Raw genomic sequence first — 24523 nt, 5'->3', positions numbered from 1 at the left:
AGGCAAAAGCCCGAAGCATATTCACGCGGCGATATGCACTTCTTAACGAGAATATACCGCTATGTCCGGGTTGTCGAATTGGCTTGATCGAAATTTGAAAGTTCAGATGGCGACCCGTTGTGTCCGACATCGGAGGTCGTTAAGCTTCATCTTGCGCGCCCCTATCGCCCGCTTCCCCCGTGGCAGGCGATCGGGGCGCGCTCTTGCTTTCCTGGCCCCACCGCGTGAAGCCCGACCGCGACGCAGGCCGCCCTCACACCGCAGCATCACAGGTTCGGCCGCCGCAGCTCCGAAGCGACGCCGTAGTTAAAGCCGCGCATCTTGCTGCGCGCCCAGTTCGGGCTCGGGAGCGGCGCCAAAGTTCCAGCTCTGGATCTAGCTGCGCGCCCAGGCTCGGGAGCGGCGCCTCGGTTCCAGCACTGCATCTTGCTGCGCGTCCGGCCCTGCTCGGGAACGGCGCCGCAGTGCAAGCCGCGTATCTTGCTGCGCGTCCGGCCGGGCTCGCGAGCGGCGCCGCAGTTCAAGCCCGCGTCCCGAGCGCGCTGTCGCCGGCTTGCCCTGTGGATAACTCCGCGATCCCTGTGGATGCCGGTTGAGCTACCCATCGTGTCTTGTGGACAGCTCCGCCCAGCCGGCTTGACATGACGTAGGGTTCGGCCGCCTTCATCCCGTGGTGGGCGGGGGAGGTGGTGGCTGAACAGCGATCTTGCTGAACGATCTCGAAGCCGGGTCGACCCGGCTGGGCTTCGTGGCCGCGGGCCTCGGCATCACCGTGGCCGAGGAGCGAGCCTGGGCGGCGAGTCTGGGCGGCGAGCCTGGGCGGAGAGCCTGATCGTGGCGATGCCCGCAAAGCGACGAGCCGCCGCGCGGCGACTGCCACGGCGACGGCTCGTGCGAGCTGAGGGCTGAGGGCCAAGGCCCAGGACTGAGGCCCAGGACTGAGGGCCAAGGCCCAGGACTGAGGCCCAGGGCTGACGGTTGAGGCCCAGGGCTGACGGTTGAGGCCCAGGATTGAGAACCGAGGGCGGCCCAGCGTTGAGGGTCCAGGGCTGAGAACCGAGGACTAAGAGCGGCTCAAACGCTGAGGGCCTACGGCCGAGTACCGACAGCCCGTCCCCCAAGCCGGCGGCCGGATCAGATCCAGCGGCCGCCCAGCCACATGCGGCCCGACCAGCTCTCGTACGGGATCAGCTGGGCTGTGAAGATCGGGTAGAAGTAGGCGAAACACACGGCTATCAGCACGATGTACGCCCCGACGACGACCGTGCCTATCAGTTGGCGGTCCGATCTGGCCTTGCCCTGGGCTATGCCTTCGGGGGGCGTCATGACCGCGCCCAGCACGTAGACGACGGCCAGGATCAGGAACGGCAGGGCCGGCAGCACGTAGAACGAGAACATCGTGCGCCCGTCCTTGACCGCGTAATAGAACCACGGCAGCAGGCCCGCGACCGCCGGCACCAGGATGGCCCAGGCCCGCCAGTCGCGCCGGGCCAGGCCGAACCAGACGAGGGCGGCCAGGGCGGGCAGGAACGACCACCACAGGATCGGCGTGCCGAGCAGCAGGATCTCGCGGGCGCAGCTGGGGGCGCCGCAGTTGCCGCTGTTGTTCCAGTAGAACGCGACCGGCCGGCCCAGCAGCAGCCACTGCCACGGCCACGACTGATAGATGTGCCGCTCGGTCAGGCCACTGTGGAACCGATACGCCTCGTGGTGGTAGTGCCACAGGTTGAGCAGCGGGCCGATGATCGGCGGCTCGCTCATGCCGTTGGCCTCGCGGTAGTGGCGGAAGTAGCCGGTGTCGGTGACGAACCAGCCGGTCCACGTGGCCAGGTAGATCAGGAAGGTCAGCGCGAAGCTGAGGAGCAGCCAGCCGAGGTCGCCGATGATGCCGGCCAGCAACGGGCCCTGCACACCGGCCGAGCGCCGGGCCTGGACCCGCCAGACGATCACCAGGGCGGCGAGGAAGGGTGCGAAGAACAGCGCGCTCCACTTCACGCCGCAGGCCATACCGAACGTGATCCCGGCGACCAGCAGCCACCAAGGCACTATCCGGGGCACGGCCGCGGTCGTGGCCGGGTCGTAGCCGTTCTCGAGCGCCTTCAGCCACTGGCGCCGGTAATGATCACGGTCGAGCACGATGGCCGCGAACGTGGCCAGGATGAACGTGCCGAGGAAGATGTCGAGCAGCGACGTGCGGGACAGCACCAGCTGGAAACCGTCGAGGGTCATCAGCAGGCCGGCCAGCCCGGCCAGCAGCACCGAGTGGAACAGCCGGTACGTCACCCGGATGAGAATCAGGATCATCACGGTGCCCGCCACCGCGGCCGGGAAGCGCCAGCCCAGCTCGTTGTTGCCGAACAGCAGCTCGCCGAGCGCGATGAGCCACTTGCCGAGCGGCGGATGGACGACGTACGCCGGGCCGTTGGTCTTCTCGTCCCACTCGACCCCGTGCTGGATCATGTCCCAGGCGTCGGTCGGGTAATACACCTCGTCGAAGATGTAGCCCTTCGGGCTGCTGATCCCGCTGAGCCGCAGGATCGCCGCGATCGTCACGATCACCGCCGTGACCAGCCACGAATGCGGGTTCAGCCAGTTGTCGAGGGTCCGCAGCCGCCGCCGCACGATGTCGGGGACGGCGCGGACGCCCCCGGGTTCGGCCGCCACCGGCGGTTCCGGGGTGCGTTCTGTCTCCGTCGTCGCCGCCGTAGTCACCCCGCGATCGTAGGACGTGCGCCTGGAAGGCGGTGCCCGCCGTCACCTCGTTGCGGCGTGTGATGGACTTTCCCGGTGGTTCCCACCAACGAAGGTCGTGTCGTGCTCGTCGGCGCGCCGCTGGGCAACATCGGCGACGCCTCGGCCCGGCTGCGCGAGATCCTGTCGACCGCCGACGTCGTCGCGGCCGAGGACACCCGCCGGCTGGCCCGGCTGGCCCGCGATCTCGACGTGACGGTCAAGGGCCGGGTCGTCTCCTATTTCGAGGGCAACGACGAGAGGCGTACGCCGGAACTGGTCGAGGCTCTGGCCGGCGGCGCCGTTGTCGCGGTGGTGACCGACGGGGGCATGCCGAGCGTCTCCGACCCCGGATATCGCCTGGTGCGGGCCGCGCTGGACGCCGGTTATCCGGTCACCGCCGCGCCCGGGCCGAGCGCGGTCACGACGGCTCTCGCGCTCTCCGGCCTGCCCAGCGATCGCTTCGTCTTCGAGGGCTTCCTTCCCCGTACGGGGTCGAACCGCCGCTCGCGCCTCCGGGAGCTCGCGGCCGAGCCTCGCACGCTGGTCTTCTTCGAGGCGCCGCACCGCATCGCGGGCATGCTGGCCGATCTCGCGGCCACGTTCGGCGACGAGCGGCCCGCCGCGGTCTGCCGCGAGCTGACCAAGACGTACGAGGAGATCCGGCGCGACACCGCGGCCGAGCTGGCCGTCTGGGCGGAACGCGAGGAGCCGCGCGGCGAGATCACGGTGGTCGTGGGCGGTGCCCCGCCGCGCCCGGCTGAGCGTCCCGCGGACGACGACCTGCGCGCGGCGGTCGCGGCCCGCGAGGCGACCGGGTTGTCGCGGCGGGACGCCATCCAGGCCGTCGCCGACGAGTACGGGATCAAGAAGCGCGAGGTCTACGCGCTGGTGCACGGTCAGTAGGCGGCGGCCAGGAACCCGGCCAGCAGGGCGAGCGGGCCGGCCAGGCTGAGCAGCACGGCGCCGCGCCGGGCCCGCGACGTCTCCAGCCGCCGGGCCCGGGTCACGCCGGCGATCGCATAGCCGCAGAGCAGCACGAGCGCGAACCCGAGCATCCAGCGCAACTGCAGCAGGGGGCCGGTTCCACCCACGTACGCCTGGAGGCTGTCCGGGCTGACCATGCGGGCCGGTGTGACCGTGCCCGCCAGCCGGGCCTGCCCCTCGACGCCGAGCAGGCGCACCCGCGTGATCGTGTAGCGGCCGTCCTCCGACGCGAACCGCCCGGTGCAACGCTGGGTGACGCCGTCGCCGGTGCACTGCGTCGTGGTGACGTAGCCCTGGTCGCCGTGCCCGACCGCGAGCCAGAAGGGTTCCGCGCTGACCCAGGCGAAGAACGCCGCCACCAGGCCGAGCGCCACGAGCGACACCTGGGCCGAGAGCGGCTGCCCGGACTGTTTGCGGGCGCGGCCCTTGCCCCGGTGCCGGGCCCGGGTGAGCACCGGCGGGGGTTCCTCGCCGGGTGGCACCTCCAGCGTGTCGTCGATCGGGTCGCGCCAGAACGCGGAGTTCTCGAGCCGGCGGAGACGGGCGTCGGTGGCCGGGGCGCCGGTGGGCGGGGGCAGCGGCTGGGTGGGGCGCGCGTGCGGGCTGCCCGCCTGGCGGGGGCGCATCGGCATCGGGCGGTCCAGCGGCACGGTCGGCCGCTGGTGCAGGCTCGGCTCGGGCAGCACCATCACGTCGTCCGGCGGCGGCGTGACTTCGGCCTTCGACTTCGGCGGCGCGACCGGCGTCTGCTGCGCGGCCGGTGGCAGCGGCGGGGTCGGCGGCGGGGCGGCCGGCGACTGCTGCGCGGACGGTGCCGGCTGCGGGGACGGTGCCGGCTGCGGGGACGAGGCCCGTACGGACGAGGGCCGCCCGGACGGTGGCTGCGTGGACGGTGACTGCGTGGACGGTGGCTGCGTGGACGGTGGCGGCGTGGACGGTGACTGCGTGGACGGCGTCTGGGCAGCAGGTGCCGGCGTGGGCGGTGTCTTTGCCGGGGATGCCTGGGCCGAGGGTGGCGCCGGGGCGTCGGCGGCCACCGTTCCGGGTGACTTGCGCGCCGTATAGCCGACCGCCGGCCGCAGCACGTTGTAGCGGTGCGGATCCGGCTGGTCGTGGTCGCGTTCGACGGCCGCCGGAGGCTTCCCGGCGGCGGGCGCAAGCTCCTCGGCGGCGTCCTGAACACCGGACGCGTGCCCCTCGGCCGCCTCGCCGGTGCGCGGCACGACGGCCGGCGGCACCAGCACCCCGGTGCTGCCCGTGGGCTGTTCGGGCCCGGCGGCCGACGGGGAAGGCCGTCGCCGGGCCGGGTCGTCGGTGTCGCCGCCGCGCCACCAGGCCACGTCGGGATCGGGCATCGACCCCGGTTCGGACCCGTTCCGCGGTGTTTCCCCAGGCTGTGGCGTGTCTGCGAGCACGGGTCCATTGGACTACGCGGGCGAGCGTCCATCGCGTTTCGAATCGGGCGTGTCGTGATAAATAGGTATCTCGCGCGGGGCTGAGCGAATCCGTTCGCGAGCGCCCCCGGCCGCTCACTACGCTTGTACCTCATGAGTCACGTTCTCGCCGCGGTTGCCTGGCCCTACGCCAACGGCCCGCGCCACATCGGTCATGTCTCCGGCTTCGGGGTGCCCTCCGACGTTTTCAGCCGGTACATGCGCATGGCCGGCCACGACGTGCTCATGGTCTCGGGGACCGACGAGCACGGCACCCCGATCCAGGTGCAGGCCGACGCCGAGGGGGTGACCCCGCGTGAGCTCGCCGATCGCTACAACCGCGTCATCGTCGAGGACCTGCACGGCCTCGGGCTGTCCTACGACCTGTTCACCCGCACCACCACGCGCAACCACTACGCCGTGGTACAGGAGCTGTTCACCGCGCTCGAGCGCAACGGATACATCGTCAAGCGGACGACGCTGGGCGCCCGTTCGCCCTCGACCGGGCGCACCCTGCCCGACCGTTACATCGAGGGCACCTGCCCGATCTGCGGCTACGACAGCGCCCGCGGCGACCAGTGCGACAACTGCGGCAACCAGCTCGACCCCGAGCAGCTCATCAACCCGCGCTCCAAGATCAACGGTGAGACGCCGGAGTTCGTCGAGACCGAGCACTTCTTCCTCGACCTGCCCGCGTTCGCCGAGGCCATCGGCAACTGGCTCGACCAGCGGGAGAACTGGCGGCCCAACGTCCTCAAGTTCTCCCGCAACCTGCTCGACGACCTGCAACCCCGGGCCATCACCCGTGACCTGGAGTGGGGCGTGCCGATCCCGCTCGACGGCTGGCGCGACCGCAACGACAAGCGCATCTACGTGTGGTTCGACGCCGTGATCGGTTATCTGTCGGCCTCGATCGAGTGGGCCCGCCGCTCCGGCGACCCCGAGGCCTGGCGGCAGTGGTGGTCGGCCGACGCCCAGGGCAAGGACGCCGTCGGCTACTACTTCATGGGCAAGGACAACATCGTCTTCCACTCGGTAATCTGGCCGGCGCTGCTGCTCGGCTATTCCGGCGAGGGCGACAAGGGCGGCGAGCCGGGCGAGCTGGGCCGGCTCAACCTGCCCACCGAGGTGGTCTCGAGCGAGTTCCTGACGATGGAGGGCCGCAAGTTCTCCTCGTCGCGGCGTGTCGTCATCTATGTGCGCGACTTCCTGGAGCGCTACGACGCCGACGCTCTGCGCTACTTCATCGCGGTCGCCGGTCCCGAGTCCAACGACACCGACTTCACCTGGGCCGAGTTCGTCCGGCGCAACAACGACGAGCTGGTCGCCGGCTGGGGCAACCTGGTCAACCGTTCGATCTCGATGGCCGCCAAGAACTTCGGCGCCATTCCCGAGCGGGGGGAGCTGACGCCGGAGGACGAGGCGCTGCTGGCCGTGGCCCGGGCGGGCTTCGGCACGGTCGGCGAGCTGATCGGCAAGCACCGGCAGAAGGCGGCGATCGGCGAGGCGATGAAGGTCGTCGCCGAGGCCAACAAGTATCTGTCGGAGCAGGCCCCCTGGAAGCTCAAGGCCGAGGAGGAGAAGCCTCGCCAGGGCACTGTCCTCTCGGTCGCGCTGCAGGTCGTCAGCGACGCCAACACGCTGCTGACCCCGTTCCTGCCGCATTCCGCGCAGAAGGTGTTCGAGCTGCTCGGCGGCGAGGGCGTGCACGCGCCGATGCCGCGCATCGAGGAGGTCGACGACCTGGACGGCGGTCCTTCTTACCCAGTGCTCACGGGCGACTACAAAGTGGGCACTCGCTGGGAGTCCGTGCCGTTGGTCACAGGAACGCCGTTGGCCGCGCCGAAACCGGTCTTCCGCAAGCTCGAGCCCTCGGTGATCGAGGAGGAGCTGGCTCGTCTAGCAGGCTGAACTGGTTCTATCGACGAGGCTCGTTGGCACGAACGGTGCGAACGGGCCTCGTCCTTTTATGGGATTGATCGATAGCTGAAAGATCGGTAGCGTTCGCGCTCCACGGGGGAACACCAGCGTTACATCGATACGGCTCCGTCCTGTCCCGAGTCGTGTCGGTTGTGCCCCCTTCGTGAGGTTTCACCCCCTCGAAGGAGCATTTCCTTGAACTCTCGACTCTCGCGCCCGCTGCTCGCGGCCGTGATCAGCGGTGCCCTGGCCAGCGGCCTCGCTGCCGCGCCGGCACTCGCTGAGCCGCCGGCGCCGCCTGCCGCGACGGAGTCGCCGGCGCCGCCCACCACCCCTCCGGTGACACCGCCCAGCACTCCCGACACGACGCCGCCGGCCACTCCGCCGGTGACGCCGCCCACGACTCCCGACACGTCGCCGCCGCCGGTGACGACGCCGCCGCCGGCCACCACGCCGCCGGTGTCGCCGCCCGTCACCACGCCGCCGCCGGCGGGGGACAAGGCCGCGCCGTCGGGTGCCTTCAGCCTCAACCGCTGGTCGATCTGGACCGGCCAGACGGTCACTATCTCGCTGGTCGGCGTGGCCGACAACGTGAGCGGTCCCGCCGAGATCACGCGCGTGGTCACCTGGGGCGACGGCTCGACCCAGACCCTGCACCACACCGCGAAGAACATCACGCACACGTACAAGTCGAACGGCAAGAAGCCGATCACGCTGACGCTCACCGACGCCGCGGGCAACAAGAAGGTGTCCAAGTCGGCCGGCCCGACCGTCTCCTCCCCGGCGCTCAAGGTCAAGCTGAGCACGTCGTCGGTCTGGCCGGGCCAGAAGTTCGCCTGGGAGATCACCGGGGTGCCCGCCGGCACCAAGAAGATCGCGGTGGCCTGGGGCGACGGCCGTTCGTCGGTCCTGGCGGTCAAGAAGCAGAAGGTCACCCGGTTCTACTACGAGACGCCGGGCGGCGACCTCGTGGCTCCGGGCGTGAAGACGATCAAGGCGGTCGTCTCCAACAGCTACGGCACGGCCGCGGCGATCTCCGTCGGCAAGGTGACGCTGAAGAAGGACGGCACGCGACCGGTTCTCCGGGTCACCCCGCCCTCGAAGGCGAACAAGGCCTCCTCGTGGAAGGCGATCAAGGGCACCGCGACCGACACCGGCTCCGGCATCAAGGAGATGGCGATGGTCATCCTGGTGGCGAAGTCCAACAACACGGGCGTCTGCTGGGCGCCCAAGTCGAAGAAGTGGCTCAACGCCACCAACGGCACCCCCTCCGGCTGCGTCCTGCTGGTGAAGCCGGCCAAGGGCAAGTACTCGATCGGCCTGAAGAACACACCCAAGGGTTACCTGGGCGTCATCGCGTTCGCGACTGACTGGGCCGACAACTGGAACGGCCAGGCCGATTCCAACCTCGGAATCATCTACGAGCGTACGATCAGCTAGTCATCAGCCAGACAGCGAAGCCGGCGTCACCCCTGGAGGGGTGACGCCGGCTTCGGCTTTCCGGCGGTGAGACCGGGGTCAGCTGGTGAGCTCGACCCGTTTGCCGAAGTTACCGTCCACGTTGGCGTGCAGCCACTTACGGCCGGACTTGTCGACGGCGATGATGTCGTCGCCGCCCGAGCCGTTGAACTGGCCTCCGACGATGTTCACGTAGCCCGACCAGTCGTTGATGATCTGGACGCGCGGCTCGAACTTACCTCCCCCGTTGGAGGAGTACAGGAAGGCGTTGCCGTTCGTGTGGACGGCGATCAGGTCACTCGCGAAGCCGTTCAGGCCGCTGCCGCCGAAATTGCCGCCGGCGACCGCGCGCATGTTCCCCCAGTTCGTTCCGATCTGCTCCCTCGCCGGCGGGCTCGCCGCCAGCATGTTGCCATAGCACCACAGCGTGCCGGTGGAGCGCTCCACGGCGACCAGGTCCTCCTGCCCCAGCAGTCCGCCCAGGGTGCAGTACGAGCCCATGTTCAGTTCCCGCATCTGGTTCCAGTTCGTGCCGGGCGCGGCCTCGAATCGTGAACCGGCAGGTCCGCTGACAAGGTTCGAATAGCGCCACAGCTTGCCGGTCGTGCGTTCGACCGCCAGCACACCCTCGTTCGCCTTTTCGACGGTGTTCATTTTCCCGGCGGCGAGCTCGCCCATGTTGTTCCACGGGGTCACCGCCGTTCCGGCGACCGCAGTGATCCTGGTGCCGGAGACGAGCCCGTACGACACGCTGCTCTCGCGAGCCTGCATGAGATGGGTTCGAGTCTCGGAGATGCTGATTGCCGTCAGGTCGCCGCAGTTCTCGCCGGCGCCCTTGTCGGACAGGGCCGGCGTGTTCGGGCCGTCGATCTTCCAGGTGGTGTTGGCCTCGTAGTTGCAGGCGTGGTCGAAGTCGCCGATCACGCCCTTCTCGGCCGCCACCAGCTGGGTGCCGAAGTGCCGCAGGAAACGGGTCGGCTTGCTCTTCGACTGCAGCGACACGTTGGACCCGGACTTGCCGGCCGTGGGGCACCAGGTGGCCGAGACCTGGAGTGCGCTGCTGCCGTCGTTGGCCGACAGCCGCACGCCGTTGCCGGACTCCCGCAGGTAGTAACCGGGAGACGAGACCGATTCGAACGAGGCGCAGGCGGCGTCGCTGAGCCCGGCGACCACCTTCCACTTGGCGTCGGTGAGGGACTTGCCCTCGCCCGTTCCCTCGGCCGCGACGGTCGTCGTGGCGGGGTTGGCGCGCACGTACCAGCCGGCGCGGCCGGTGACGGTGGTCCGCAGCGTCTGGATGTTCACCGCGTACTGACCCTCACGCAGGAACTTGCTGACCGCCTCGTCGTTGCCGGCCAGCGCGGCGGTGGCCGCGGCGACCAGCGCCGGGTGCACCAGACTGTTCTCGGCCTTGGCCTTGATCACCCGTGCCGCGGCGCGGTTCTCCTCGGCCTGCTTGGCCAGCGCCTTGGCCATGTCCAGCTTGCTGGCCGCCTCGACGCCGGTCCGCAGAAACTCCTTGGTCCGCTCTGCGTCGTCAGCGGCCAGCACGACGGTTGCCGCGGCGGCGACCTCGGAGCCGGGCACTGCCTTGCCCAGAATCAGGCCGACAAGTCCCAGGTCGGTGCGGGCGAGCATCGAGTCGTCGGCCGGCACGCCGATCTGGGCCAGCGCATTGGCCTTGACACTGCGCCACCTCAGCGCTTCCTTCTCCGCCTCGGTCGTTTGGGTGTCGGCGGCGATCTTGTCGAGGACGTCCAGCCGCCGGGCCTCGAAGATGTCCTCCCGGATGAACTTGCTGAGCTGCGCCGGGTCGTTGGCCCGTACGGCCGCCTCGGCCTGGTTCTTCACCCGGGTGTCGGGCTCGGAGCGCACGGCGATCTGGGCCACGAACTCGAAGTCCGACGACCCGAGCAGGGCCGGGGTGACCGGCAGTTGGATCGCGGCCGCGGCGGCCTGACGGGCATCGCGCGCGGCCCGCTCGTTCTGCTCGTTCTGCTGGTCCTGCCGGTTCGCCTGGAAGATGCCCTGCCTGATGTACAGGGTGCAGAACGACGCCGAGCCGGTGCTGACCGTGCCGTCGGCGAAGGCCTTGTTCGCGGTGCGCACCACCTCGGCGCCGGCGGCCGGCCGGATGGCGACCTCGTGCACGAAGTCGCAATCAGCCAGGGATTGCATGTCCAGGTCGTCGCCGGCGTTGACGACCACCGCGGCCTGCCACTTCTCGTCCGGCGTGGCCTCGGGCAGCGGATCGGTGTCGGCCGCGGCCCGCACGCCGGTGGTGGCCGGGGCGGCGGCCGCGGGGCCGGACATCAGCCCGGCCGCCACGGTCATGGTGGCCGCGACGGCGGTCAGGCCGCGCGTCGCCCGTTTCATGGTGCTCATCCGGAGGTTTCCTTTCCTGGGGTGTGCAGCGTCATCCGGCGGCCGAGGCCGGTCGCCGGTCGTGTGTTCCGCTGCGGAGGGGTCAGTCGGTGGTGGTGGTGGTCGACATCCGGGTCTCGCCGGCGCGGGCCTGATCGAGCAGTGCCTGCCAGAGCCGGGCCTGTTCGGCGGCCAGTTTCTGTTCGGCGGCCCAAGTCAGGCTGGTCCGGTCGGCCGGCACGGCCACCGGCGTCCAGTTGGGGCTCTCCGCGCCGGCGGCCGCGGCGGCGACCTGACGCCAGTTCTCGGCCTGAAGGCGGGCCGCGGCCTCGGCGCCGGCCCACGCCGTACGGCCCGGAGTGGCCTGTTCGCCGACGGTCTGCCAGGCGCGGGCGGCCGCGGCGCGGGCCTGCACACCGGCCTCGCCGGCGACGTCGATCGCCGCCCGCTCGGCCTCCTGGGCCTTGACGACCAGGCCGCTCACCGTGTTGCGCCACTTGACCTCGTTGTCGGCCAGCCGGATCCGGTGGACCTCGAGGTCGAGCGAGGCGCCGTTGATCCAGCCGTACGCGAAGAAGTCCACGACGTCGTCGTCCCGCGCGTCGTCCCGGGTGGCCCACGTCGCGCTGACGCGGACCTGCTCGCCCGGATCGGTGTCGCGCAGCAGGGCGACGTAATCCCGGTCGGAATCGAGCAGCGCCCGCGCCTGAGCGCCGTCGGCGGCCCGGGCGAGCCGGTCGCGCTCCTTGGCCCCGGGATAGCCGGCGCGCACGAAGGTCGCGCGATCGGCATCGGTGCCGTTCACCGCGTGCAGGGCGGCCGCGTACACCTCGGGTGAGACCGCGGGCACGGTGGCGGCCAGCACGCGCTCCGCGAAGTCGGTGTTGCGGGCCCGGGTGGCGGCGGCCCGGCCGACCGCCGAATCGAAGCCGGACGCCAGGAACTGGGCGATGGCGCGTTCCTGAGCCGAGCTGGCGATCGCGGTGCGGGCGGCGACCCGAACGACCTGCCGCGGGTCCGACGTGGACAACCAGCGGACGAAGAACAGATCATCCTCGGCCGAACTGAGCGCCACCGCGGCGGCCGGCCGAGGCACGGCCAGGGCGGCGGGCGCGCTGATGGTCACCGCGAGAACGCCGGTGAGGAGTGCGGCCGAAACCGCACCCAGGCGTGCAGACATTGATCCCCCGTGATGCATGACATCTACGACGGCGAATCTCGCAGCCGTCGGCTGATCGTAGATCACCGATCAGTTATGAGCGGAGCGCGTTGAGTGATTGATCGCACGCCCGGTGCGGGCGGACGGGGCAGACGGATCAATTATCGGGCTGGTGCTCGACCACACCGGGCACTCGTTCGAGTACGACTGGGAGAGCTTCATGCGGTACGGCCCGGTCGCGCTCGGCCCGGTGCCCGATCTGCTGGTGCTGTCGGCGGCCCTGTTCGAGCAGAGCGTGCCCGCCGACTGGCGCGAGAAGTTCCGCCGCGGCGCCGGCGACCTCTACATCCTCGATCGGCGGTAGGGGTCAGAGCTCGTACGGGATGTCGGCGATGTGGTGGTCGAGGAGCTCGCCCACCGGCGCCCACGACTCGTAGACGCCGCGTTCGTAGCAGCGCGCGCCGGTGGCCGACAGCGAGTCGTTGTCCGGTCGCACCAGGCGCAGCCGGGCCCACGCCTGGTCGCGCTGCAGCACCCAGCACGGCACCCCGCGCCACAGAGCCTGTTCGGCCCGGCGGCTCAGTGTTGACACCGGGTAGCGCGCCGCGCGGGTCAGGGCCCGCACCCGGAACTCCTCCGGCGGGTCGGCGACGGCCTCGTACTCGTTGCCCTTGATCTGCCCGACCAGCCGGGCCGAGCCGGTCGTCGTGCAGGGCACGTACTCGCGGTCGGGGCTCACCCCGGGAAGGCTGTCGAGCAGGCCGCGCCACCGCGGGCCGGCCAGGCGCAGCCAGCCGTTCTGCTCGGGCTGATACGTGTAGAGGATGACCTCGTCGCCGCCCGGCACGTGCGCGACGATCTGCGAGTTGGCCGGGATCGGCAGGTCGGCGAACCCGGCCGTGACGAATTCCGGGATCAGGTCGTCGGTGCTGGGCGAGAAGCCGGTGCCGAGGATCATCGCGCCGATCCGCTGGTGGGCCTGGAGCATGGCCAGGCCGGGCTGGGCCGGGCCACCGGGCACCTCGTAGTCGAGTGGGTCCACGGCGCGCCAGCGCAACGCGTACGCCACCTCGGAGTCGGTCACGCCGTCGGTGCCGAGCAGGGCCAGGTCGCGGGGATCGGTCAGGTGCGCGAGGTCGCAGGCGCGGTAGCAGAAGCCGTACGGGAGCCAGCCGCCCAGATGGCCGGAGACCTGGGCCGGAGAGAGCACCTTGGTCATCCGCGTGCCGCGCCGAACCGCCGCTGTGGCCCGGATCTGCCGCAGCGCGGCATCGTCGCGGTAGCCGGCCGACTGACTCATCTGCTGCACCTGAGCCCAGCCGAGGTCGCGCCTCAGCGGGGCGGAGAGCGGGGGCTCGAGCGGATCGAACTCGATGACGCTGTCCTCGCCGGTGACGGTCACGGTCGGAAACTAGACAACAGCAGTGGACTTCAGGTGAACAAACAGTGGCCTGAAGGTCGAAGTGCAGAATGTCTCACATGTCATCGTCACCATCGGAATCCCGCCGGGAGAAGTCGCGCCGGCGGGCCGGCGAGTTTCCCGCCGAGCCCGAGCCGCTCGCCGTCCCGGTTTTCGACAGCCACACCCACCTCGACCTGACGATTCAGGAGGCGGGCGGGCCCGGCGGCGGGTCCGCCGACCCGGTCGAGGCGCTGCTGACCGCGGCGGCCAAGGCCGGTGTCGACCGGATCGTGCAGGTCGGGGTGGACGAGCCGTCATCGCGCTGGGGCGCGGAGCTGGCCGCCCGGCACCCGTCGGTGCTGGCCGCGGTGGCGCTGCACCCGAACGAGGCGCCGCTGCTGTCCAACCTGGACGAGTCGCTGCGCGTGATCGAGGCGCTCGCGGCCGAGCCCCGGGTGCGCGGCGTCGGCGAGACGGGCCTCGACACCTTCCGTACGGGGGAAGAAGGTCGTGCGGCGCAGGAGGCGAGCTTCCGGGCGCACATCGCCATCGCCAAGCGCCACGGCAAGGCCCTGGTCATCCACGACCGCGACGCCCACGAGGACGTGCTGCGGGTGCTCGACTCCGAAGGCGCTCCGGACAGGGTCGTGATGCACTGCTTCTCCGGCGACGCGGCGTTCGCGGCCGAGTGCGTACGGCGGGGCTTCTTCCTCAGCTTCGCCGGCACGGTGACCTTCGCCAGTGCCGGCAGCCTGCGCGAGGCGGCCGTCCTGACCCCGCTCGAGCAGATCATGGTCGAGACGGACGCGCCCTATCTGACGCCGGTGCCGCACCGGGGCCGGCCGAACGCCTCCTACCTGATCCCGCTGACCGTGCGCTCGCTGGCGGCGACCCGGGGCGACGACGTCGACGCCCTGTGCGCCGCGATCTCGGCCAACGGCGAGCGGGTGTTCGGCCCTTGGCGCTGACCCCGGGGCCGGGCGGTCCGGGCCCGGTTTCCGTCCCGACTAGGCTTGGAACCCATGGCTGACGCGCTTCTCGGCCCGGCGGAGATCCGGGAACTGGCCGCCCGGCTCGGCGTGGCCCCCACAAAGAAGCTCGGCCAGAACTTCCTGCACGACCCGAACACGATCCGCCGCATCGTGACGGCGGCCGGGCTGGTGCCGGAGGACGTCGCGCTCGAGGTCGGGCCCGGGCTCGGCTCGCTCACCCTGGGCCTGGCCGGGGCGGTGCGGCACGTGCACGCGGTCGAGATCGACCCGCGGCTCGCCGTGGCGCTGCCCGAGACGGTCACGGCGGCCCATCTGACCGTGCACAACGCCGACGCCCTGCACGTCCGCGGGGCCGACTTCGACCCCGCGCCCACGATGCTGGTGGCCAACCTGCCCTACAACGTGGCCGTCCCCGTGGTGCTGCACCTGCTGGCCGAACTGCCCACGCTGCGCGGGGGCCTGGTCATGGTGCAGAAAGAGGTGGCCGATCGGCTCGTCGCGGGTCCCGGTTCCAAGGTGTACGGGGTCCCGTCGGTCAAGCTGGCCTGGTACGCCGACGCCCGCTCGGCCGGCAAGGTCCCGCCCGCGGTCTTCTGGCCGGTGCCCAATGTGGATTCCGGACTGGTCGCTTTCACCCGTCGCACTCCTCCGGGTGAGATCGATCGGAAAGCGGTGTTCGCGGTGGTCGACGCGGCCTTCGCCCAGCGCCGCAAGACCCTGCGGGCGGCCCTGGCCGGGTGGGCCGGTGGCGCCGCCCGGGCCGAGGAGCTGCTGGTGGCGGCCGGAATCAGCCCGCAGGCCCGGGGCGAGTCGCTGACCGTCGAGCAATTCGTGGCGATCGCGGCCGCGGCCACGGTGTCGCCGCCCGGCGGTAAGCTCAGCCCGTCCGAAAGGCGTTCCGAGGAGGTGGATTCATGACCGCGCAGCCGGCAGGCCCTGTCGAGTGGTCGCCTGACCCGATCAGGCAGCGCCGGGCCGACCACCTTCTCGAGGATGTCCTTTCCCTCCCCGACGGCGCTCCCCGCGTCGAACTCCGCGACGGAGTCATGATCGTGGTCCCCTCACCGACGCTCGGCCATCAGAACATCGGCAACCTCTTGTGGCTGTGGTTCCGGCAGAACGCGCCGGAGCAGTTCGCCGCGGGCACAGCCGTCGGCGTCGCCGTGACTTCGCAGGACAGCTTGGAACCCGACGTCTTACTCCTTCAGCAGCCCGTCAAGATGAGCAACCACTTCTTTCTGCCCGCCCAGGTCGCCATAGCCGTCGAGATCGTCTCTCCCGGCACGAAACGCCGGGACCGCCTGGAAAAACCCTCCGAGTACGCGGCTCTCGACATCCCGCATTTCTGGCGCATCGAACAGGATCCGCTGCACGTGCATGCCTACGACCTGGTCAACGGCAGGTATGAGCCGGCCGGTGATTCGGACACCGAGTTGGTGCTGAGCGCGCCGTTCGAGATCAAGCTCCCGATTCGGGACATCACTCCGTGACCGAGGCCTGGGGACCGGACGACGACGAGCCGCGCCGGCACCATGGACCGGTCCGGGTCCGGGTGCCTTCCAAGATCAATCTGCATCTGGGTGTGGGTCCGCTGCGGGACGACGGGTTCCACGAGCTGAACACCGTCTATCACGCGATCAGCCTGTTCGACGAGATCACCGCCCGGGCCGGCGACACGCTCGCGCTGACCATGGAGGGCGAGGGCGCCGGCACGCTCGCGCTCGACGAGTCGAACCTGATGATCCGGGCCGCCCGGGCGCTCGCGGCCCGCACCCGGGTGCCGGCGTACGCGCGACTGCACCTGCGCAAGACGATCCCGCTGGCCGGCGGGCTGGCCGGGGGCAGTGCCGACGCCGCGGCCACGCTGATCGCCTGCGACCTGCTGTGGGGCACCGGCCTCAGCCGCGAGGAGCTGGCCGAGGTGGGCGCCACGCTCGGCTCCGACGTGCCGTTTTTGTTGCACGGCGGCACCGCCCTGGGCACGGGCCACGGCGAGTCGATCAGCCCGATCCTGGCCCGGCCCACCACCTGGCACTGGGTGGTCGCGATCGCCGACGGCGGCCTGTCCACCCCCGAGGTCTATCGCAAGCTCGACGAGCTGCGCGACGGTTCCTGGCCGCCCAAGGCGCTGGGCGACGCCGACGAGCTGATGGCCGCCCTGCGTCAGCGCGACCCCGAGGTGCTGGGGGCCGCGCTCGGCAACGACCTGCAGCCGGCCGCGCTGGCCCTGCGGCCCGAGCTGGCCGACGTGCTCAAGGCGGGCAGCGAGGCGGGCGCGGTCACCGGTCTGGTCTCCGGCTCCGGCCCCACCTGTGTGTTCCTGGCCACCGACGCGGCGCACGCCGGTCGGGTCGCGGCCGGGCTCAACGCGGCCGGTGTGTGCCGCGAGGCGGTCACCGCCCGGGGCCCGATGCCGGGCGCGCGGGTAACCTAGAGCCATCGTGGCGAACATCATCAACCTGGACCGGGTGAACAAGGGCTACGGCGCTGCCGGCCAACTACTCACCGACGTTTCTCTCGGGCTCGACGACGACGCCCGCATCGGCATCGTCGGTCTCAACGGCGCCGGCAAATCCACCCTTCTGCGTCTGCTCGCCAAGAGCGAGGAGCCCGACTCCGGCCGCGTCACCCACCGGCGCGACGTGCGCGTCGCCACCCTGCCCCAGACGCTCGACCTGGCCGCCGAGGCGACCGTGCGCGACGTCGTGCTCGGCACCGGCTGGCTGGCCGAGGGCATGGGGGCCGAGCACGAGTGGGCCGGTGACGCCGGAGTGCGCGCCATCCTCGACGGGCTCGGCATGCCCCACCTGGGCCTCGACACCCCGGTCGGCCCGATGTCCGGTGGCGAGCGCCGCCGGGTCGCTCTCGCGGCCCTGCTCGTGCGGGAAAGCGATTTGCTGATCCTCGACGAGCCCACCAACCACCTCGACGTGGCCGGTGTCGACTGGCTGGCCCACTACCTGCTCACCCGCCGAGGCGCGCTGGTGGTCGTCACCCACGACCGCTGGTTCCTCGACGCTGTCTGCACGGCCACCTGGGAGGTCGTCGACGAGCAGGTTCACGCGTACGAGGGTGGCTACGCGGCCTGGACGCTGGCCCGGGTCGAGCGGCAGCGCGTCGCCGCCGTGATCGAGTCCCGCCGGCAAAATCTGCTGCGCAAAGAGATCGCCTGGCTGCGCCGTGGCCCGCCCGCCCGCACCTCCAAGCCTCAGTTCCGCATCGACGCCGCGAACGCGCTGATCGCCGACGTGCCCCCGGTGCGCGACACGGTCAGCCTCCAGCGTCTGGCCACCTCGCGGCTCGGCAAGCAGGTCTACGAGCTCGAGGACGTCACCCTGCACGCCGGGCCCAAGATGATCCTCGACGGTCTGACCTGGCAGGTCGGGCCGGGCGACCGGTTCGCGATCCTGGGCGCCAACGGGGCCGGCAAGACCACCCTGCTGCGGCTTCTCGCGGGCCTGACCACGCCCGAGGGCGGCCGCCTGGTGACCGGCTCCACGGTCCGGGCGGCGTTCCTCTCGCAGGAGCTCAGGGAACTGCCGGGCGACCTGCGCCTGCTGGAGGCGGTCGAAGAGGTCGCCAAGCGGGTCCGGCTGGGCGACCGCGAGCTTTCCGCGGGGCAGCTGGCCGAGGTGTTCGGCTTCACCGACAAGCGCATCTGGACCCCGGTCAGCGATCTGTCCGGTGGCGAGCGGCGGCGGTTGCAGCTGTTGCGCCTGCTGGCCGCCGAGCCCAATGTGCTGCTGCTCGACGAGCCCACCAACGACCTCGACACCGATACGCTCGCCGCCCTGGAAGACCTGCTCGACTCGTGGCCGGGCACGATGATCGTGGCCAGCCACGACCGCTACCTGGTCGAGCGGGTGACTGACACGGCGTACGGGATGTTCGGCGACGGTCGTCTCGTGCACCTGCCCGGTGGCATCGACGAATACCTCGCGCGGGTCGCCGGGGCGCCGGCTCCGGACGTACGGGAGGAAAAGCCGGCCGCCGTGACCGGCCTCTCCGCGGGTGATCTTCGCCAGGCCCGCAAGGATCTGACCCGGCTCGAGCGGCAGCTGGCCAAGCTCGACGAGCGCGAGGTCAAGATCAATGAGAAGTTGACCGCGCACGGCAGCGACTACGACAAGATCATGGAGCTGGACGCGCAGCTCAAGGCGGTCAGGCAGGAGCGGGCCGAGGTCGAGGAGGCCTGGCTCGAGCTGGCCGAGCAGGTGCCCGGAAACTGATCCGGGGGGTGTGCCTGCGCCGCTTGAGGGGAATACGCGAGAATCGGCGGGTACAACACCTGACCTTGGAGACGGACACCATGGCGCATACCCCGGTCAACCATCCGCTGCGGCCCATCTATCGCGCGCTCAGCTTCATCGCCGGCGCGTACCTGGTCGTGTTCGGGGTCATCGGCCTGATCCAGACGTCCGGCGAGAGCTTCACCGGCATCACCGGCGTCCGGGTCCTCGGCCAGGAGACCAACATGCTCTGGTCGATCGTCGCGCTGGTCGTCGGCGCGATCGTGCTGGCCGCGACCGCGATGGGCCGCAACCTCGACGTCGCCGCCGACAAGTACCTCGGCTGGGCCCTGCTGGTCATCGGCAGCTACGAGCTGGCCACCAACCGCACCGACGCCAATCTCTTCGGCTTCAGCATGTCGACCGTCGTGGTGACCTACCTGGTCGGCCTGATCCTGATCCTGTCCAGCCTGTACGGCAAGGTCGCGCCGCAGGAGCGGGCCGGCGCGCCGCGGCAGGTGCGGGAGGGCCGAGCGGCCTGATGGCGCACTACCCCCTCAACCACCCCCTGCGTCCCGTCTACCGTCTGCTCGCCTTTCTCGCCGCGGCCTATCTGACGCTCTTCGGCGCCATCGGTCTCGGCGTGACGGCGGGCGACCCGTTCTTCCACCGCGGCGCCGACTGGGTGCTCGGGCTGCGCACCAACCCGGCCACGGCCTGGATCAGTCTGCTGCTGGGCCTGGTGCTGCTGGCCGCCGTGGTCGTCGGTCGCAACGTCTATCACCAGGTCGCGATCGTGCTCGGCTGGGCGCTGGCAGCCTTCGCCATGATCGTCATGGCGGTGATCCAGACCGACGCCAACGTCTTCAACTTCTCGATGATCAACGTCGTGGTGCTGGCCCTGCTCGGGCTGGTCGTCCTGACCGCCGGTCTCTACGGCAAGATCGGCGACACGTCCGGCGCGACCGACGAGGCCGGCGCCCACGCCTCGCGCTGACGACGAGACCGGCGCCCACCGCCTCGCGCTATCGCGTGCGGGTCAGCAGCGTGGGCTTCGCCTCGAGGTGGGACAGGCCGTTCCAGGCCAGGTTGACCAGGTGGGCGGCCACCGTCTCCTTCTTGGGCTTGCGGGCCTCCCGCCACCACTGCCCGGTCAGCGCGACCATGCCCACCAGCGCCTGCGAATAGAGCTCGGCGAGCTTGGGGTCGAGGCCACGCGCCTTGAACTCGGCGCCCAGAATGTGCTCGACCTGGTGGGCCACGTCGTTCATCACGCTCGAGAACGTGCCCGCGGGGGACAACGCGGGGGATTCGCGGGCCAGCACCCGGAAGCCGTGCGGCTCCTCCTCGATGTAGCCGAGTAGGGCCAGCGCCGCCTGTTCGAGCAGCTCGCGCGGGTGGCCGGCGGTGAGCGCGGTGGAGATGCGGTCGAGCAGGGCGCGGACCTCGCGGTCGACGACCACCGCGTACAGCCCCTCCTTGCCGCCGAAGTGCTCGTAGACCACCGGCTTGGACACCTTGGCCCGGGCGGCGACCTCTTCCACGCTGGTCGCGTCGTAGCCCCGCTCGGCGAAGAGCTGACGGCCGGTGGCGATCAACTGTTCGCGGCGCTGCGCGGCCGACATGCGGACCCGGGGCGTGGCCGCCGCCCGGGATCGCCGTTGTCCGCCCTCGGCGTCCTCTGGATCCGTCACCCGGCCATCCTGACAGGTCTGTCCGATTCCAGTGTCCCGGCGACAGCGTGCGGCCCGCCGGTCCGGACCGCCGCACCGCGGGCTCGGCGGTGTCGAAAGGGATTGACCGGGTGCCGCTAAGATGTGACCGGTGGACATGGCCCGTGGGGGAGATGTCCGTGATAGTCCCGGATCGTCTAATGGTAGGACCGCGGCTTTTGGTGCCGTTTATAGGGGTTCGAATCCTCTTCCGGGAGCAGTCCTGTCGCGGCTGAGTTCGTCGCCGCCCTGTCTGAGTGACTACTGCGAACTGAGTGACTACTGCGAACTGAGTGACTACTGCGAACTGAGTGACTACTGCGAATCAGGAGTACCGCGTGAGTCAGGCCCCTCGTCGAACCGTTGTCGTCCTTGCCGCCGGTGAGGGCAAGCGGATGAAGTCCGCGACCCCCAAGGTGCTGCACCCCATGCTCGGGCGCACGCTGCTCGGGCACGTGCTCACCGCCTCGGGCTCGGCCGCCGCCGACCAGACGATCGTGGTCGTGGGCCACAAGGCCGACCAGGTCGAGGCCCACCTGGCCGAGGTCGCGCCGGCCGCCACGCCGGTGCTGCAGGCCCAGCAGAACGGCACCGGCCACGCCATGCGGATCGCCCTCGACGCCGCGCCCGACGCCACCGGCACCGTGGTCGTGCTCAACGGCGATGTGCCGCTGCTGCGGGCCGAGACCGTGGCGAGCCTGATCGAGGCCCACGAGTCCGGCGCGCGCGGGGCGACCGTGCTGGCCGCCGAGGTCGGCAACCCGACCGGCCTGGGCCGGATCGTGCGCGACGGCGCCGGCAACCTCGAAAAGATCGTCGAGGAGCGTGACGCCTCGGCCGAGGTGCGGGCGATCCGCGAGATCAACGCCGGCATCTACGCGTTCGACGTCGCGTCGCTGCGGGAGGCGCTGTCCAAGCTGTCCACCGACAACGACCAGGGCGAGGAATACCTGACCGACGTCTTCGGGATCATGGCCTCGGTCGGTCACCCGGTCGGCGTGTTCGTGGCGCCGGACGCCGACGAGACGCTGGGCTGCAACGACCGGGCCGAACTGTCCCGCCTGCGGGCGCTGCTGCGCGACCGGGTCAACGAGGCGTGGATGCGCTCCGGTGTCTCGATCCTCGACCCGTCGACCACCTGGATCGACGTCACCGTGACGCTCGAGCCGGACGCCGAGATCGACCAGAACTCGCAGCTGCTGGGCTCGACCACGGTCGGCGCGGGCGCGATCGTCGGTCCCGACACGACGCTGATCGACACCACGGTCGGGGCGGGCGCGGTAGTGCTGCGGACCCACTCGATCGGCGCCGAGATCGGCCCGGACGCGACCGTCGGCCCGTTCTCGTTCCTGCGCCCGGGCACCCGGCTGGGCCGCAAGGCCAAGGTCGGCGGCTTCGTCGAGACCAAGAACGCCGAGCTGGGCGAGGGTGCCAAGGTGCCGCATCTGTCGTACGTGGGTGACGCCACGATCGGGGCCAAGGCCAACATCGGCGCGGGCACGATCTTCGCCAACTACGACGGCGTCAACAAGAGCCACACCACGGTGGGCGAGGCCGCGTTCGTCGGCTCCGACACCGTGCTGATCGCGCCGGTCGAGATCGAGCCGGGGGCGTACGTCGCGGCCGGCAGCGCCATCCAGAAGGGCGTGCCCGCGGGCAGCCTGGGCGTCACCCGGGCGCCGCAGCGCAACGTCGAGGGCTGGGTCGCGCGCAAGCGGGCCGGCACCGTCTCGGCGGCCGCGGCCGAGAAGGCGATCGCCGCGCGGGACGCCGACGGGGAGATCAGCACCGCCGAGTGACGAGCGGATCCGCGACGGTTGGGGTTAGCTGGAGACGTACCGGAGTGCTCGAACAGGTGGCCGCAAGCCCACTGCCGGGTATCCGACAATGGCGTACGGGAGCCGTAGGCTGGTAGGACGACCCGCCCTGAGCTGGAATGTTCCGGTCGGGGTGAGGCATCCCACCCGCCGGCCTCGGAACGTGGCGGCGCCGTGGCCACGGGGGATACTTCACTCCGATTACGTCCCCACCCCCTCGATCCAACGGGAGTAGCGAGCCGATGGGCAGCATCGTCGCGGAGAACCGTAAGTCTCTGATGCTTTTCTCCGGACGGGGTTTCCCGGAGCTGGCCGACGAGATCGGCCAGGTGCTCGGCGTGGCCCCGACCCCGGCCGACTCGTACGAGTTCGCCAACGGTGAGATTTTCGTCCGCTTCAAGGACTCCGTTCGCGGCTCGGACGCGTTCGTGGTGCAGTCGATGACCGAGGGTGTGAACCGCTGGGTCATGGAGACGCTGATCATGATCGACGCCCTGAAGCGGGGCTCGGCCAAGCGGATCACCGTCGTGCTGCCGTTCTATCCGTATTCGCGGCAGGACAAGAAGCACCGCGGCCGCGAGCCGATCTCGGCCCGCCTGATGGCCGACCTGCTCAAGACGGCCGGCGCCAACCGCATCCTCACGGTCGACCTGCACACCGCCCAGATCCAGGGCTTCTTCGACGGCCCGGTCGACCACCTGTTCGCGATGGACATCCTGGCCGAGCACGTGCAGAAGAAGTACGCCGGCCGGCCGATGACCGTGGTCGCGCCCGACTCGGGCCGGGTGCGTGTGGCCGAGCGGTGGACCGACCGGCTGGGCGGCTGCCCGCTGGCCTTCATCCACAAGACCCGCGACCCGCTCAAGCCCAACCAGGTCGTGGCCAACCGCGTGGTCGGCGAGGTCGAGGGCCGGGTCTGCCTGATCGTCGACGACATGATCGACACCGGCGGCACGATCACCAAGGCGGCCGACATCCTCTGGGACGAGGGCGCGGCCGACGTGATCGTGGCCTCGACCCACGCGCTGCTGTCCGACCCGGCGACCGAGCGCCTGAAGAACAGCCGGATCAGCGAGCTCGTGGTGACGAACACCCTGCCGCTGCCGCCCGAGAAGCGTCTCGACAAGATCACCGTGCTGTCGATCGCGCCGCTGCTGGCCCGGGCGATCCGCGAAGTCTTCGACGACGGCTCGGTCACCACGCTCTTCGGGGGCCTGAGCTGATCAACTGACCGCGCGCCTCCACCGGCCGCGCCGGAGCGCGGATTCGTTGATGCAAGTTGCATCGAGCGGGTGAAGTTTTCACGGACTGCCTGAGCGGGGCGGACCCGCTGAGTCGTGCGCGCGTGCAGCAGGTAAGCTAATACGGTTGCCACGGCGAGGGTGCCCCGCGGTCTGCTGAGGTTCGCAGCCGCTCGGGGGCACCGTGATCGACGCGGTGCTCCGGGCCTGTGCCCAGCGCGCCCCCTTGCCCGGCAGCGCCGACGACGGCCTCCAGCACCGACGGCGGCCGATTTCCACACACTGCCGGACCGTACGCACGCCGACTTAGTCGCAGCCCGATCGAAGAGTTTCAGGAGTTTCCCCGTGTCCGAGGTAAAGATCAGCGCCGAGCCCCGTACCGAGTTCGGCAAGGGTGGTGCCCGCCGCACGCGCCGGGCCGGTTTGGTGCCCGCCGTGCTTTACGGCCACGGCGAGAAGCCGGTGCACATCGCTCTGCCCGCCCGCGAGTTCGCGGCCGCCATCCGGCACGGTGGGCTCAACACCGTGTTCACTATCGACATCGTCGGTGCCTCGGGCGCCACGCTGGCCCTGCCCAAGGCCATCCAGCGTGACCCGATCAAGGACACCTTCGAGCACGTCGACCTGATCATCGTCAAGCGTGGCGAGAAGGTCCAGGTCGACGTCCCCGTGACGCTGACCGGCGAGGCCGCCCGCAACACGCTCGTGGTGAACGAGTCGAACACCGTCGCCGTGATCGCCGAGGCGATGCACCTGCCGTCCGGCTTCGAGGTGTCCATCGAGGGCCTCGAGGCGGGTTCGCAGATCACCGCGGGCGACATCGCGCTGCCGTCCGGCTCCGAGCTGGCCGTCGAGCCCGACTTCGTTCTGGCCGTCATCTCCCAGGCGCAGACCGCCGAGCAGATGGAGGGCGACACCGAGGGTGGCGACGAGTCCGCGGCCGAGGGCGGCGAAGCGGCTGCTTCCACCGAGGAGTAAGACCCTCGCCAAGTCGGCGTACGAGCAGTGACCGGGGAAAGTGCCAGGCAGGCACTTTCCCCGGCTGCATTTCCCCCGAAGAGCCAGTGTGTCCGGGAGGC

At 70.5% G+C, this 24523-nt stretch carries 21 protein-coding genes and 1 tRNA gene; 16 read left to right on the top strand and 6 right to left on the bottom strand.

The features are described from left to right. The first annotated feature begins 706 nt into the window (after positions 1 to 706). A complete protein-coding gene (locus ACZ3I4_RS16150; protein ID WP_465382707.1) occupies positions 707 to 832 on the top strand; it encodes a hypothetical protein in 126 nt (41 codons plus the stop codon). A gap of 302 nt (positions 833 to 1134) precedes the next feature. On the opposite strand, the gene ACZ3I4_RS16145 is transcribed toward ACZ3I4_RS16150, so the two are convergent. Further along, positions 1135 to 2712 carry a dolichyl-phosphate-mannose--protein mannosyltransferase gene (locus ACZ3I4_RS16145; RefSeq protein WP_465382706.1) on the bottom strand — a complete coding sequence of 526 codons (1578 nt, stop codon included), beginning with the start codon at positions 2710 to 2712 and terminating at the stop codon, positions 1135 to 1137. A 75-nt stretch (positions 2713 to 2787) separates the two neighbouring features. Between ACZ3I4_RS16145 and rsmI the strand changes: the two genes are divergently transcribed. Further along, positions 2788 to 3636, top strand: a complete 849-nt coding sequence (rsmI, locus tag ACZ3I4_RS16140) for a 16S rRNA (cytidine(1402)-2'-O)-methyltransferase (protein ID WP_465382705.1) — start codon at positions 2788 to 2790, stop codon at positions 3634 to 3636. Here the strand turns inward: rsmI and ACZ3I4_RS16135 are convergent. Further along, positions 3630 to 5072 carry a hypothetical protein gene (locus ACZ3I4_RS16135; protein WP_465382704.1) on the bottom strand — a complete coding sequence of 481 codons (1443 nt, stop codon included), beginning with the start codon at positions 5070 to 5072 and terminating at the stop codon, positions 3630 to 3632. The genes rsmI and ACZ3I4_RS16135 overlap by 7 nt on opposite strands. A gap of 192 nt (positions 5073 to 5264) precedes the next feature. Between ACZ3I4_RS16135 and metG the strand changes: the two genes are divergently transcribed. Both metG and ACZ3I4_RS16125 read left to right on the top strand, forming a co-directional pair. Then, positions 5265 to 7061, top strand: a complete 1797-nt coding sequence (gene metG / locus ACZ3I4_RS16130) for a methionine--tRNA ligase (protein ID WP_465382703.1) — start codon at positions 5265 to 5267, stop codon at positions 7059 to 7061. A 204-nt stretch (positions 7062 to 7265) separates the two neighbouring features. After that, complete coding sequence (locus tag ACZ3I4_RS16125) at positions 7266 to 8510, top strand: PKD domain-containing protein (protein ID WP_465382702.1); 1245 nt, start codon at positions 7266 to 7268, stop codon at positions 8508 to 8510. 78 nt (positions 8511 to 8588) lie between these two features. Here the strand turns inward: ACZ3I4_RS16125 and ACZ3I4_RS16120 are convergent, their stop codons facing one another. Both ACZ3I4_RS16120 and ACZ3I4_RS16115 read right to left on the bottom strand, forming a co-directional pair. Beyond that, the gene (locus ACZ3I4_RS16120) at positions 8589 to 10913 is read right to left on the bottom strand and encodes an AbfB domain-containing protein (RefSeq protein WP_465382701.1); all 2325 of its coding nucleotides are present in this window, start codon (positions 10911 to 10913) and stop codon (positions 8589 to 8591) included. Between the two features lie 82 nt (positions 10914 to 10995). Further along, complete coding sequence (locus ACZ3I4_RS16115; RefSeq protein ID WP_465382700.1) at positions 10996 to 12072, bottom strand: hypothetical protein; 1077 nt, start codon at positions 12070 to 12072, stop codon at positions 10996 to 10998. A 151-nt stretch (positions 12073 to 12223) separates the two neighbouring features. On the opposite strand from ACZ3I4_RS16115, the gene ACZ3I4_RS16110 reads away from it, so the two are divergent. Then, complete coding sequence (locus tag ACZ3I4_RS16110) at positions 12224 to 12415, top strand: hypothetical protein (RefSeq protein WP_465382699.1); 192 nt, start codon at positions 12224 to 12226, stop codon at positions 12413 to 12415. A gap of 3 nt (positions 12416 to 12418) precedes the next feature. Here ACZ3I4_RS16110 and ACZ3I4_RS16105 read toward each other — a convergent pair whose 3' ends face one another. Continuing rightward, positions 12419 to 13453: a hypothetical protein gene (locus ACZ3I4_RS16105; protein ID WP_465382698.1), complete on the bottom strand. Its 1035-nt coding sequence runs from the start codon at positions 13451 to 13453 to the stop codon at positions 12419 to 12421. 68 nt (positions 13454 to 13521) lie between these two features. Here ACZ3I4_RS16105 and ACZ3I4_RS16100 point away from each other — a divergent pair, with 68 nt between their 5' ends. The 7 genes from ACZ3I4_RS16100 (at position 13522) to ACZ3I4_RS16070 (ending at position 19671) form a co-directional block, all read left to right on the top strand. Beyond that, complete coding sequence (locus ACZ3I4_RS16100; protein ID WP_465382697.1) at positions 13522 to 14421, top strand: TatD family hydrolase; 900 nt, start codon at positions 13522 to 13524, stop codon at positions 14419 to 14421. Between the two features lie 54 nt (positions 14422 to 14475). Further along, on the top strand, positions 14476 to 15363 hold the full coding sequence (gene rsmA / locus ACZ3I4_RS16095; protein WP_465382696.1) for a 16S rRNA (adenine(1518)-N(6)/adenine(1519)-N(6))-dimethyltransferase RsmA: 888 nt from the start codon (positions 14476 to 14478) through the stop codon (positions 15361 to 15363). Next, positions 15360 to 15935, top strand: a complete 576-nt coding sequence (locus ACZ3I4_RS16090) for a Uma2 family endonuclease (RefSeq protein ID WP_465382695.1) — start codon at positions 15360 to 15362, stop codon at positions 15933 to 15935. The genes rsmA and ACZ3I4_RS16090 overlap by 4 nt, the downstream gene beginning before the upstream one ends. Next, positions 15932 to 16879, top strand: a complete 948-nt coding sequence (locus tag ACZ3I4_RS16085) for a 4-(cytidine 5'-diphospho)-2-C-methyl-D-erythritol kinase (RefSeq protein ID WP_465382694.1) — start codon at positions 15932 to 15934, stop codon at positions 16877 to 16879. The genes ACZ3I4_RS16090 and ACZ3I4_RS16085 overlap by 4 nt, the downstream gene beginning before the upstream one ends. 7 nt (positions 16880 to 16886) lie before the next feature. Beyond that, positions 16887 to 18674 (top strand): ABC-F family ATP-binding cassette domain-containing protein, encoded by a 1788-nt coding sequence (locus tag ACZ3I4_RS16080; RefSeq protein WP_465382693.1) that lies wholly within the window; start codon positions 16887 to 16889, stop codon positions 18672 to 18674. Positions 18675 to 18739: 65 nt separating this feature from the next. After that, the gene (locus ACZ3I4_RS16075; protein WP_465382692.1) at positions 18740 to 19216 is read left to right on the top strand and encodes a DUF4383 domain-containing protein; all 477 of its coding nucleotides are present in this window, start codon (positions 18740 to 18742) and stop codon (positions 19214 to 19216) included. Further along, the gene (locus ACZ3I4_RS16070; RefSeq protein WP_465382691.1) at positions 19216 to 19671 is read left to right on the top strand and encodes a DUF4383 domain-containing protein; all 456 of its coding nucleotides are present in this window, start codon (positions 19216 to 19218) and stop codon (positions 19669 to 19671) included. Before ACZ3I4_RS16075 ends, ACZ3I4_RS16070 begins: the two co-directional genes overlap by 1 nt. 28 nt (positions 19672 to 19699) lie before the next feature. On the opposite strand, the gene ACZ3I4_RS16065 is transcribed toward ACZ3I4_RS16070, so the two are convergent. Then, the gene (locus ACZ3I4_RS16065) at positions 19700 to 20368 is read right to left on the bottom strand and encodes a TetR family transcriptional regulator (RefSeq protein WP_465382690.1); all 669 of its coding nucleotides are present in this window, start codon (positions 20366 to 20368) and stop codon (positions 19700 to 19702) included. Between the two features lie 165 nt (positions 20369 to 20533). Between ACZ3I4_RS16065 and ACZ3I4_RS16060 the strand changes: the two genes are divergently transcribed. From ACZ3I4_RS16060 to ACZ3I4_RS16045, 4 genes are all read left to right on the top strand, one after another. Further along, positions 20534 to 20604 (top strand) — tRNA-Gln (locus ACZ3I4_RS16060). A 120-nt stretch (positions 20605 to 20724) separates the two neighbouring features. Further along, the gene (gene glmU / locus ACZ3I4_RS16055) at positions 20725 to 22185 is read left to right on the top strand and encodes a bifunctional UDP-N-acetylglucosamine diphosphorylase/glucosamine-1-phosphate N-acetyltransferase GlmU (RefSeq protein ID WP_465382689.1); all 1461 of its coding nucleotides are present in this window, start codon (positions 20725 to 20727) and stop codon (positions 22183 to 22185) included. Between the two features lie 260 nt (positions 22186 to 22445). Beyond that, entirely contained in the window at positions 22446 to 23426 is a 981-nt protein-coding gene (locus ACZ3I4_RS16050) for a ribose-phosphate diphosphokinase (protein ID WP_465382688.1), read from the top strand. A gap of 363 nt (positions 23427 to 23789) precedes the next feature. Continuing rightward, positions 23790 to 24422, top strand: a complete 633-nt coding sequence (locus ACZ3I4_RS16045) for a 50S ribosomal protein L25/general stress protein Ctc (protein WP_465382687.1) — start codon at positions 23790 to 23792, stop codon at positions 24420 to 24422. Positions 24423 to 24523: the final 101 nt, after the last annotated feature.

The sequence above is a fragment of the Actinoplanes sp. NPDC021490 genome (assembly GCF_055562135.1).
The sequence above is the reverse complement of the archived record's forward strand: the minus strand, read 5'-3'. Positions and strand labels throughout refer to the sequence as shown.